Below are 11,002 nucleotides of genomic sequence, written 5' to 3' on the forward strand. Positions count from 1 at the left end.
TAGTTTGAGGGGGTTAGCTGTCAGGATTTTAGGGGCGATTCTGGCCGTGAATCTGGACAGATTATACAACTTCACAGATGGTGGGAACTAGGGTTTTTTCTCTTAGGGTGTAAAGAGGGATAGGTTTTTTACTCCAAGTGTTCATCGAAAAGTGATGATAGAAGTCAAGGGCGTATGGTTCTGGTATGAGGAGGGGAAACCCGTCTTGAAGAACATATCATTATCATTTGATGAGGGCATTTTAGCTGTAGTGGGGCCGAATGGAAGTGGGAAAACGACGTTAGTAAAGATGTTTAACGGACTAATTAAGCCAAAAAAAGGAGATGTTCTTGTTGATGGAATAAATACTAAGGAGGCATCAACTGCTCAGTTAAGTAGAATAGTTGGCTACGTATTTCAAAATCCCGATGCGATGTTTTTTTGAGGAGACTGTATTTGATGAGGTAGCTTTTGGACCCAGGAATTTAGGTTTAAGTGAAGAGGAAGTTAAGGAGAGAGTTAAATGGGCATTAGAGGCCGTTGGACTCAAAGGATTTGAAGATAAAAACCCCTTCAAGCTCAGCGGAGGAGAGAAACAGCGCTTGGCTATTGCGTGCATATTAGCAATGAATCCAAAGTACCTTGTGCTGGATGAACCGACCACGGGACTAGATGAGAGGGGAGTTGGAGCTCTCAAAAATATCATAGAGGAGCTAAGGAAAGAAGGAAAATCTTTTGTAATAGTTACGCATGACATGGATTTAGTTCTCGAGGTTGCAGATAAAGTTCTCCTCCTCTCAAATGGAGAAGTTCAATTTTATGGTGACGTTTTCGAATTTTTTGAGTTGGACTTAAAGAGGTATAAGTTGGAAGAGCCTGAATTAGTGAAGATATGCAGAGGAATTGGCCTAAAACCAGTAAGAAGTGTTGAGGAACTGCTGAGGGGGATTGGCCTATGATAACCTCCCCATACATAGAGAGGGACTCAATTCTTCACAGGTTAGATCCCAGGGTTAAGATCATTGGCACTGCAGTTTTTATGGGGTTAGGGTTCATGACGAGAGATCCTGTGTATTCACCCTTAATATTTGTTTTTACCGTACTAACATTTAGAATTCTGGGAAAAATCAAGATTAAAGAGCAATTTTACGTTTTAAAACCCCTAATTCCAATATTCTTAATAACATTTGTAACATGGCCAATAATCATCGATCCCTGGGAAAAAGGAGTTCTAATAGGGATTGCCTATACCTTCAGGCTCATAGGAATAACGATCATGGCATTTGGCCTTGTTATGACAACGAAGCAGAGGGACTTGATAAGAGGATTTACGAAGATGGGCCTTCCATATGAGATTGGATTGACAATACTAATCGCTCTGAGGTACATTCCCACCTTATATTACCTGGCCCAAAACATAATGGATGCACAGAAAAGTAGGGGACTTGAATTGGAAAAGGGGAACTTCCTAGAGAGAGCTAGGAAAATGATAGCAATCATAATTCCTCTCCTAGTACTAACAATAAAGACCGCCGAAGAATTGGCCATAGCAATGGAGAGTAGGGGATTTGGAGCTTCAAGAAAGAGAACTTATTTGATTGAACTAAAAATGACGCCTATAGATTACCTAGCCCTAGGGATTATTTTTCTTGCTCTTGCCCTTTACCTGGGCTTAAAATTCTTCTAATCTCCTCATCAACATTTACTTCATGATCTCCCAGGGTAGAGAGCCTATCGGAATAGTTTCTCAACACGCTCAGTGAGAACTTGTATCTCCCCCTGTAATAGCTAGTTCTAAGAATGAACAGCTGTTCAAAGGCTTCTGGAATCAATAGAAGTCTTCTGCTTTCCTCCAGTCGGTTTAGTTCGTTTAGTAACGGTTCTTCAACCAAAATAAGTGTGTGTATCCCTTTTTCATCTGTTATTCTCTTAAGCTCGAGGATTTCTTCAACCTCCTTCTTTAGCGCTTGGAATGAGCCAATAACTAGGAGAGAGCCATCGTTAATTTCCTTCGTTGCATCAAGAATTTCAGAAAGTGAAAACGCTTTTGCAAAGAACACTTCCTTATTTATCAACTCCGGAGAAAACCTAGAGGAGATATCCACATAATAGCTAAGCTCTGAGGAAGAGAGAGAAGTGTAAAGGACATAAGAATAGGCAATTTGGTCAGTGGCAATTACCCCAGCCCAGTCTCCCTCCCTTAATTCCCCAAGTATAGTGGATAAAGGTCCAAAGACGTTTAAGGTTTTCTCCGCACTTATCTTTCTAAACATCGTTGAATTTATGATTTTGGAGTATTTATACCTTTGCTCTGCATTTAGTTTCTGTCTTATTTTTGGAACACAATATTTAAATTTTAGTTCTATACTTGAGACATATTGTGAGAAATATGAACATCGAAGAAATTAGGAACAGCTTCCTCTCAGGAAGACCTGCAGTTCTTATTGACGAGGAGAGGGAGAATGAGGCTGATCTAGTATTTCCCGCAGAAATTGCAACCCCTAAAGTCGTAAACTTTATGCTTTCTGCCAAAGGCTTGCTCTGCCTAGCTCTAGATATGGAAGAAGGAATAAAACGAGGATTCTTTAAACTTCCCAATAATGGAGGAGAGACCAACTTTCTAATCCCAGTTGACTACAAAGATGTATTCACTGGCATTACCGCGGAAGAAAGAGCACTAACCGCAAGAAAAGTAGCAGAAGGACTTGGAATTGAGAACTTTCGATATCCTGGCCATCTTCCACTCCTGGGAGGATTAGGATTAAATAAGCGAAAAGGTCACACAGAGGCCTCCCTTGAATTAGTAGAGATGGCAGGATTCAAGAGATATGCACTCATTATAGAGATATTAGACGATAAAGGGTATTCCCACAATTTAGATTATGCCTTCCATTTTGCCAAGGAACATGATCTTCCCCTCATTAGAATAAGGGAGATTTGGAAGGAGTTCGTAAGAAGGAAGCAATTAATTCATGTTTACAGCAAGGCAAAGCTTCCCACTAAATACGGAGACTTTGAAATTTACAGCTTCAAAAACGACCTAGATTTTAAGGATCATGTTGCGCTCGTGAAAAAGCCGTTTAAGGGAACACCTCTCGTAAGAGTTCACTCCAAGTGCTTAACAGGGGATACACTTGGATCCCTAAAATGTGACTGTGGGAGCCAGCTAGAGAATGCACTCCGAACGATATCCCAGGAGGGAGGAGTGTTAATTTACCTAGACCAAGAAGGGAGGGGGATTGGATTAAGAGAGAAGATAAGAGCCTACGAATTTCAAGACAGGGGATTAGACACCGTAGAAGCAAACAAGGCACTTGGTTTTGCTCCTGATGAGAGGACTTATGAAGTTGCTTTTCAAATTTTAAGAGCCCTTGGAATTGAAAAAATAAAACTTCTCACAAACAATCCCTCAAAAGTCAAGGCTCTAAGAGAGCTTGGGATTGAAATTGAAGAGGTAATACCTCTTCCTGGGGAAATAAACAGATACAACTTCTTCTATCTTAAAACAAAGGTTGAAAAACTTGGACATAAAATTCCGGGGGTAGAGGTATGAAAGTTAGAACATTTGAAGGGGATTATAGGGGGGAGGGGTTAAGAATAGCGGTCGTTGTTTCTAGGTTTAATGATCTTCTAACAGAGGAACTCCTAAAAGGTGCCCTTGATTGTTTCAAGAGGCATGGAGTAGAGGAAGTGCATATTTTTAGGGTTCCAGGATCATTTGAAATCCCAATTACGGTGAAGAAAATTGCAAAGAGAGGGTACGACGCAATATTAGCCCTTGGAGTCTTAATAAAGGGGGAGACAAGACATTTCGAGCTAGTAGCCTCTCAAGTGTCAAGGGGAATAGCACAAGTATCCTTGGAAGAGGGGATCCCAGTCATATTTGGAATAGTACCGGCGGAAGACGAGATACAGGCAATTTCAAGGTCTGGAATAAAGTCAAACAGGGGTTTTGAGTATGCCTTAACTACAATTGAAATGGCCAACCTTTTCAGGAAATTAGGTGAGAATAATGAGCGATGAAAAGTTCATGAAACTTGCCCTTAGGCTGGCCAGAAAGGGGGAGGGATTGACGAATCCAAACCCAATGGTTGGGGCTGTTTTAGTTAAGGACAACAAGATTATCGGAACTGGATGGCATAAGAGGTTTGGAGACAAGCATGCTGAGGTTAATGCCATTGAAGATGCCAAAAGAAAAGGATACACCATTGAAGGAGCAACCCTATACGTAACTCTGGAACCTTGTTCTCACTGGGGAAAACAGCCTCCTTGTGCAGACAGAATTATTGAGGAAGGAATTTCAAGAGTCGTAATAGCAATGGTTGATCCAAACCCCCTGGTTTCAGGGAGAGGGATTAAAAAACTGAAGGAGGCTGGAGTTGAAGTAAAAGTTGGAGTTTTGGAAGAGGAAGCAAAAAAGCTCAACGAAATTTTTGTCAAATACATTACTACAAAAATTCCCTTCGTTTCTATAAAACTCGCCCTAACCTTGGACGGCTTTATCGCCACTCAAAATTTCAAATCTAAATGGATTACTGATGAAAAAGCAAGAGGAGAAGTGCAAAAGTTAAGAAGACGCCACATGGCCATAATGGTAGGAGCCAACACAATTATTCAAGACAATCCAAGGCTTGACTGCAGAATTAAGGGGTGTACTGAAAAATTTAAGGTGATACTAGATTCCCAGGGAAAAGTTGCAGATTTTATTAAGAAGGGGCACAAATTGCGTGTTTTTGAGAATGGGAAGGTTATAGTGTTCACTAAAAGGCCAGAGAAGTTCAAAGGAATATGCGAAGCATATCCAATCACCGAACCTTTTGAAATTTTGAAAAAGTTGGGGGAGATTGGAATAGATAGTGTGCTAATTGAAGGTGGGAGAATAGCGGGAGAATTCTTAAACTTCGCGGATAAGCTGTATCTCTTTTATGGTCCAAAAATATTTGGGAGAGGGATAAAACCATTTGAGATACTGAAGGTCAGAGACATCAATGAAGCCCCTAAATTCCACATAGAGGGGATAAAAAGAGTCGGGAAGAGCTTTTTAGTTACCGCATACCCAGGTGATAGAAATGTTTAGTGGAATAATTGAGGGAATGGGAAGAGCAAATTTTCGGAACAATAGGCTTTACGTAGAAATGCCCTTCCCAGTTAAACCTGGAGATAGCATTGCGGTAAATGGTGTCTGCCTAACTGTTATCTCCTTTGATGGGAGAGTCGCAGTATTCGACGTAGGAGAGGAAACTCTTTCTAGAACAAATCTACGGGAGGCAAAAATAGTAAACTTAGAAAGGGCCCTTCCTTTTGGAGGAAGGGTAAACGGACACCTTGTCACAGGGCACGTGGACGGAACTGTAAGGTTTTTAACGTCAAAAAGAGGCAGAAACACAACCTGGATGGCATTTGAGATGCCTCCCGAAGAATGGGGAGTTGTGGAAAAAGGTTCAATTGCCCTAAACGGAGTTTCTTTAACAGTTGCAAAAGTAGAAGAGAGGAGATTCTGGATTCAAGTGATTCCATATACCCTAAAAAATACAAATCTAGGAATTCTTAAACCAGGCGAAAAGGTAAATTATGAAATTGACATTGTAGCGAAATACCTTAGAGCCCTCCTCCATAGATAATCTTTTTAGCTTTTAGCCCAACTCTTTTATACTTGGAGTCAAGACCAGCTGATAGGGTGATGATAATGAAAGCCTTTATTTCAGAGAACGTTAGGGGAATCTACGCATTTGACGAAAATGGGAATTTGATAGAAAAGAGGTACTTCACCGATAAGCCGGAGAAAGTGCTCGACCAGTTGCTCAAAGGGGAAATAACAAAGGATTTAGAGGAACTTCTAAACAGCCTAAAAGAGAAAGGCTACGATGAATTTGTCTTTGAGCACCCAGAACTCAGCAGAAGGGCAAAGGAACTCGGCTTTAGTGCAACAACAGAATTTCCAAACATCGCAGGAGAAAGACTTAGGAGCAACCCAGAAGAGTTCCTGGGAGAGAACTGGTTCGAGGAGTACTACAAGGTTGGAGTAGCCCTAACGAGAATGAGAATCCAAGAGCAGAGTGGTGCAAGAGACAAGATGGTAATTCAAGCAATAGAGGCATTAGATGATGTGGATAAGGTAATCAACCTTCTTGTAGCTAGGTTGAGGGAGTGGTACTCTCTCCACTTCCCAGAGTTGGATGAGCTACTTCCAAAGCACCCACAGTATGTGGCCTTTGTTAAAACGGTCGGACATAGGGATAACATAAACGAAGAGGTGCTCAGGGAACTTGGTCTAAGTGAGGAGAAGATAAAGAAGATTCTCGAGGCCAAGGAGAAAACAATGGGTGCATGGATGGATCAGACTGATATAGAGGTAGTTAGGCAACTTGCAGAGGAAATAGACAGGCTTTATCAGCTCAGAAAGAAGTTGGAGGATTACATAGACAGGGCAATGGACGATGTCGCGCCAAACCTAAAGGCACTGGTTGGAGCAAAGCTCGCTGCAAGGCTAATAAGCTTAGCTGGAGGATTGAGAGAATTGGCAATGATGCCCTCATCAACGATTCAAGTGCTTGGTGCAGAAAAAGCTTTGTTCAGACACTTAAGGACTGGTGCAAAGCCACCAAAGCACGGTGTCATCTACCAATACCCGGCCATAAACCGCTCTCCATGGTGGCAGAGAGGTAAGATAGCTAGAGTTTTAGCCGGAAAGCTAGCCATAGCTGCAAGAGTTGACTACTTCTCGGGAGAATACATAGCTGAAGAGCTTAAGAAGGAGCTAGAGGCTAGGATAAGGGAAATCAAAGAGAAGTATCCAAAGCCGCCAAAGAGGAAGAGAGAAGAAAGAAAAGGCAAGAAACCATGGAAGAAGGATAAGAAAAAGAAGAAAAAGAAGGAAAAGCCCAGAAGGAGGTGATTTAAATGGTTGAGGTTAAAAAGCACAAGTTCCCTGGGGTCTACGTAGTTATTGACGATGACGGGAGCGAGAAGATAGCAACGAAGAACCTAGTCCCAGGGCAGAGGGTTTACGGTGAGAGGGTTATAAAGTGGGAAGGAGAGGAATACAGAATATGGAATCCTCACCGCTCAAAGCTCGGGGCAGCTATAGTTAACGGCCTAAAGAACTTCCCGATAAAGCCAGGAAAGAGCGTTCTCTACCTAGGAATAGCCAGCGGTACTACGGCATCCCACGTAAGCGACATAGTTGGCTGGGAAGGAAAAATCTATGGAATAGAGTTCTCTCCAAGAGTTCTTAGAGAGCTCGTTCCGATTGTAGAGGAGAGAAGGAATATAATCCCAATCCTAGGAGATGCAACAAAGCCAGAAGAGTACAGGGCATTGGTCACGAAAGTTGATGTGATTTTTGAGGATGTTGCCCAACCAACCCAAGCAAAGATACTCATAGACAATGCTAAGGCATACCTCAAGAGAGGCGGTTATGGAATGATAGCTGTGAAGAGCAGGAGCATTGACGTAACTAAGGAGCCAGAACAGGTCTTTAAGGAAGTTGAAAGGGAACTTTCAGAGTACTTCGAGGTCATTGAAAGGTTAAACCTTGAGCCATATGAAAAGGACCACGCTCTGTTCGTTGTCAGAAAGCCTTAAATCTTCTTCCTTTTTCTTATTCTGGGGCTAAATAATGAAGGTATCAGTGATAATACCCACATATAATGAGAGGGAAAATCTTGAGGAGCTCTTTTCTAGGATTGATAATGCATTACAAGGTCTTAATTATGAAATAGTTGTTGTAGATGACGATTCTCCAGACAGGACATGGGAAAAGGCCCAGGAGCTAAGTTCAAAGTATCCAGTAAAGGTTATTAGAAGAACCAAGGAAAAAGGCCTATCATCAGCTGTAATAAGGGGATTTAAAGAGGCCAGCGGCGATGTCTTTGTCGTGATGGATGCAGACCTTCAGCATCCACCAGAAGTAATTCCAAAGCTTATTGAGGCAATAAAAAACGGGTCAGATATAGCGATTGGAAGTAGGTACGTTAAAGGGGGAAAAGTAGAGAACTGGCCTTTCTACAGGAAGTTAATCTCCAAGGGAGCGATAATGGTTGGGAGAATTGCCCTGCCAAAAATTAGAGACATAAAGGACCCAGTAAGCGGATTTTTTGCACTAAGGAAGGAAGTCGTCGAAGGAGTTGAGCTAAACCCCATAGGCTTTAAGATTTTAATGGAGATTCTAATAAAAGGGAAGTACAGCAAGGTCGTTGAAGTTCCCTTCACATTTGGAATTAGAGCAAGGGGGGAGAGCAAGCTCAAAGGAAAAACCATATTCGAATACTTGAGGCATATTTATAGACTTATGAAATGGGAGGGAGAAATTGATAGAATAGTGAAGTTCTCGATAGTAGGACTTTCTGGCATTTTAGTCAATGAGGGATTTCTCTGGCTCTTTGTCAACCTGGGAATTCCTAAGGAAATAGCCGTAATTCCAGCCGTTGAGTTATCGATACTCAACAACTTCTTCTGGAACGATATATGGACATTCAAAGATATAAGGAGAGGAAGCATATTCTCAAGACTATTTAAGTTCCACATAGCTGCTCTTAGCGGAGCTGTTGTAAACTTCATAGTCTATTGGATCCTCCTCTTCCTGGGAATTCACTACTTAATTGCAAACCTAGTGGGAATTGTCCTTTCCTTTGGAGTTAGGTACGTAATTAATAGGCACGTAACTTGGGCTACCTAGCTTTTATTACTCCCAGGTCTGCAAGGATCTCTATCGCTCTTTTAACTTTCTCTTCATTTACTTTTCCGTATTCATCTCTTAATGCCTTCCAGGCTTTTTCTTCGGGTAGGACTTCGCTTAACATTAGGAACTCATGAATGTAACAGCTAGTCATTCTGTCATCTTCAACTAAGCGCTCAAATTCTTCACCCTTTTCTTTGTTTATTCTCTTGAGGAACCTCACACTCACTAATCCCTTCCTAGTCCACTCAACCCAACCTTCTTCACTAATCTCCTGGCCCATGGATAATCCTAAGAATTTAGAATCCCTAGAAAGTCCGTTCATGGCCAAAAGCTCAGCAACTTCAAGCTTTCTCTCAATTGAGAGCTCTCCCAAGTACTTCATTAGATACCCCCTCGCCACTCTCTCAATTTCCTCCTTTTTCCCATTAGCTAAAAAGTCTGCAGTCGATACAACGGCCTTTCCAATAATCTCAAGGCTCTCGAGGCTCAACTTTTCTGGAGTATCGGCTGAGGTGTGATAGAATTTGTCTGGCCAAGTTATTGGCATTGTCCCAGGGACTCCAAAGAAGTTGAATATGTCATGGTCACTGCCCATTTCATATGGATAAGTCCTCAGCTTCATTAGTGGGAGTTTATTCCCAGAAAATGTCTTCCCTCCGGAGTTGAACTTCTCAAGGTACATTTCCAAAACTCCTGAAATAACTGAGAACCGTGAAAGAGGCGTTTTTACAAGCATTATTGTGGATTTCGCTCTATCCTCACTACCCCCAACCATATCTAGGTTTATGTTTGCATAAATTTCCTCTAAATTTGCCCTTGGAATGAATGCTTGAGTTCCATGATACTCGGGAATCCAGAGAAATGCAAATCCAACTCTTCCATACTTATCTTTTAATACCCTTGCAATCTCAATTAACATAGCGCTCCCTGAAGCATTATCATTGGCTCCTGGCTTTGGATGGCAGATATGGGCAGAGAAGAGCAGATAAGGAGGCTCCCCAACTTTTGCATAGACAATTGGGAGTATTTCTCTGTCCTTTATCTCCGTAACTACCCTACCTTTAGCTTTTACTCCTCCCTTCTTGGCCTTTGATATTATCTCATTTGCAATGGTTTCAGGAACTGCAACTGCTGGGATTTTGGCCCATTTAAGATCTTCTTTTGTTAAAAAGAGCCCTATATAGGGAAAGGCATTCCCAGTTCCTTTCCTATATGCTATAAATCCTTTGGCTCCAACCTCATTAGCCCTCTCATAGGCATTTCTCCATTTTTCTCCAACCAAAACAATTTTTCCTTCAGCCTTTTCCCAGTCATCTTCATTTAGAATCGGAACTACTTCCCCCTCAAATTCGCCACTTGGGGAATGGGCCATCACCAGGAGGGGAGAGTCTTTTATCGTTAGCTTAGTTTCACCAATCTCTAGTTCTCCCTCAACTACATCCCAAGCGATTGGAGAGGGGAGAGTTAGGTGAATTGTCTTTCCATCGTAAATATCCGCCAAGAACTCCACTTCCAACCCAAGTTCCTTAACTCTGTCATATATGTATTTAGCCGCCTCTACTAAACCGCTAGAACCTTGAATTCTGTGGAACTTAGATATTTCAACAACATTATAAAATACATTTTTTGCATCAAACTGCATAGGCAACCCCAAATAATATCCATAGATTAGTTTAAATACATATATCCCGATATATTTCCTGGTGATGCGAAATGTACATAGGCCATGTTAAGGACACTCCAGAGAAGGAGGTCCCAAATGCCGAAGGAACAACCATAAGATGGCTTATAAGCCCTAAAATAGGAGCAAAGAACTTTGCAATGAGATATTTTGTCATTAAAAAGGGAGGAGAGATACCCATCCACAGTCACGACTGGGAGCACGAAATATTTGTGGTTAAGGGCGAAGGATACCTAACTAAGGATGGAAAGAGTTGGTTTAAGGTAGTCCCTGGGAGTTACATTTACATCCCTCCAAATGAACCACACGGATATAAAAACGAGGATTCCGAAACATTTGAGTTCATCTGCATAATCCCAGCAAAAAGGGAAGCCATACCAGATGATGAATGGGCCGAGTAAAAAAGTTTTTAACCATTTTTTTTCTTAATTAACCTATGAAGAAAAGCATTCATAGGTGAGAAAATGGGACAACACAAGAGTATAGAGAGGCTGGAAGAGTTACTAAAAGTAATTGGTCTGAAAAAGAACGAGATCAGGATATATAAGCTTCTCCTCGAAAAGAGATACTGTTAGGATAAGCGGTAGGGCGTTAGGTTTAAGTTTCTGATAATTTTTCAGAAAAAGAAGGGAGAGAAATGAAGGCTGAGAGCATTCTATACT

11 protein-coding genes and 2 pseudogenes are annotated in these 11,002 nt (G+C 41.6%); 11 read left to right on the top strand and 2 right to left on the bottom strand.

The window, feature by feature from the left end:
* The 3 genes and pseudogenes from PWP39_RS08560 to PWP39_RS08570 form a co-directional block, all read left to right on the top strand.
* Positions 1 to 91 (top strand): annotated as a pseudogene (locus PWP39_RS08560) (IS982 family transposase); the annotation flags it as partial.
* A 63-nt stretch (positions 92 to 154) separates the two neighbouring features.
* Positions 155 to 938: pseudogene (locus PWP39_RS08565) on the top strand (energy-coupling factor ABC transporter ATP-binding protein).
* Positions 935 to 1,666 carry an energy-coupling factor transporter transmembrane component T family protein gene (locus tag PWP39_RS08570; RefSeq protein WP_014835482.1) on the top strand — a complete coding sequence of 244 codons (732 nt, stop codon included), beginning with the start codon at positions 935 to 937 and terminating at the stop codon, positions 1,664 to 1,666. The pseudogene PWP39_RS08565 and the gene PWP39_RS08570 overlap by 4 nt, the downstream one beginning before the upstream one ends.
* On the opposite strand, the gene PWP39_RS08575 is transcribed toward PWP39_RS08570, so the two are convergent.
* Positions 1,620 to 2,252, bottom strand: a complete 633-nt coding sequence (locus tag PWP39_RS08575; protein ID WP_011011177.1) for a hypothetical protein — start codon at positions 2,250 to 2,252, stop codon at positions 1,620 to 1,622. The two genes, PWP39_RS08570 and PWP39_RS08575, sit on opposite strands and share 47 nt — an antisense overlap.
* A gap of 116 nt (positions 2,253 to 2,368) precedes the next feature.
* Between PWP39_RS08575 and PWP39_RS08580 the strand changes: the two genes are divergently transcribed.
* The 7 genes from PWP39_RS08580 to PWP39_RS08610 all read left to right on the top strand — a co-directional run bounded on the left by PWP39_RS08580 (position 2,369) and on the right by PWP39_RS08610 (position 8,656).
* Entirely contained in the window at positions 2,369 to 3,532 is a 1,164-nt protein-coding gene (locus tag PWP39_RS08580) for a bifunctional 3,4-dihydroxy-2-butanone-4-phosphate synthase/GTP cyclohydrolase II (protein ID WP_288073466.1), read from the top strand.
* Positions 3,529 to 4,002, top strand: coding sequence for a 6,7-dimethyl-8-ribityllumazine synthase (gene ribH / locus PWP39_RS08585; protein WP_011011175.1), 474 nt, complete (start codon positions 3,529 to 3,531; stop codon positions 4,000 to 4,002). Before PWP39_RS08580 ends, ribH begins: the two co-directional genes overlap by 4 nt.
* Complete coding sequence (gene ribD / locus PWP39_RS08590) at positions 3,992 to 5,056, top strand: bifunctional diaminohydroxyphosphoribosylaminopyrimidine deaminase/5-amino-6-(5-phosphoribosylamino)uracil reductase RibD (RefSeq protein WP_011011174.1); 1,065 nt, start codon at positions 3,992 to 3,994, stop codon at positions 5,054 to 5,056. Before ribH ends, ribD begins: the two co-directional genes overlap by 11 nt.
* Positions 5,049 to 5,600 carry a riboflavin synthase gene (locus PWP39_RS08595; RefSeq protein ID WP_288073467.1) on the top strand — a complete coding sequence of 184 codons (552 nt, stop codon included), beginning with the start codon at positions 5,049 to 5,051 and terminating at the stop codon, positions 5,598 to 5,600. The genes ribD and PWP39_RS08595 overlap by 8 nt, the downstream gene beginning before the upstream one ends.
* A 65-nt stretch (positions 5,601 to 5,665) precedes the next feature.
* The gene (locus PWP39_RS08600; RefSeq protein WP_288073468.1) at positions 5,666 to 6,874 is read left to right on the top strand and encodes a C/D box methylation guide ribonucleoprotein complex aNOP56 subunit; all 1,209 of its coding nucleotides are present in this window, start codon (positions 5,666 to 5,668) and stop codon (positions 6,872 to 6,874) included.
* A gap of 5 nt (positions 6,875 to 6,879) precedes the next feature.
* Complete coding sequence (locus PWP39_RS08605) at positions 6,880 to 7,563, top strand: fibrillarin-like rRNA/tRNA 2'-O-methyltransferase (RefSeq protein ID WP_011011171.1); 684 nt, start codon at positions 6,880 to 6,882, stop codon at positions 7,561 to 7,563.
* Between the two features lie 34 nt (positions 7,564 to 7,597).
* Positions 7,598 to 8,656: a glycosyltransferase gene (locus PWP39_RS08610; RefSeq protein ID WP_014835486.1), complete on the top strand. Its 1,059-nt coding sequence runs from the start codon at positions 7,598 to 7,600 to the stop codon at positions 8,654 to 8,656.
* Here the strand turns inward: PWP39_RS08610 and PWP39_RS08615 are convergent.
* On the bottom strand, positions 8,649 to 10,301 hold the full coding sequence (locus PWP39_RS08615) for a DUF4910 domain-containing protein (RefSeq protein ID WP_014835487.1): 1,653 nt from the start codon (positions 10,299 to 10,301) through the stop codon (positions 8,649 to 8,651). The genes PWP39_RS08610 and PWP39_RS08615 overlap by 8 nt on opposite strands.
* 71 nt (positions 10,302 to 10,372) lie before the next feature.
* Between PWP39_RS08615 and PWP39_RS08620 the strand changes: the two genes are divergently transcribed.
* On the top strand, positions 10,373 to 10,741 hold the full coding sequence (locus PWP39_RS08620) for a cupin domain-containing protein (RefSeq protein ID WP_011011168.1): 369 nt from the start codon (positions 10,373 to 10,375) through the stop codon (positions 10,739 to 10,741).
* Positions 10,742 to 11,002: the final 261 nt, after the last annotated feature.

It is taken from the genome of Pyrococcus sp., from assembly GCF_030153625.1.
In the GTDB taxonomy this organism is placed as follows: Archaea; Methanobacteriota_B; Thermococci; order Thermococcales; family Thermococcaceae; genus Pyrococcus; species Pyrococcus furiosus.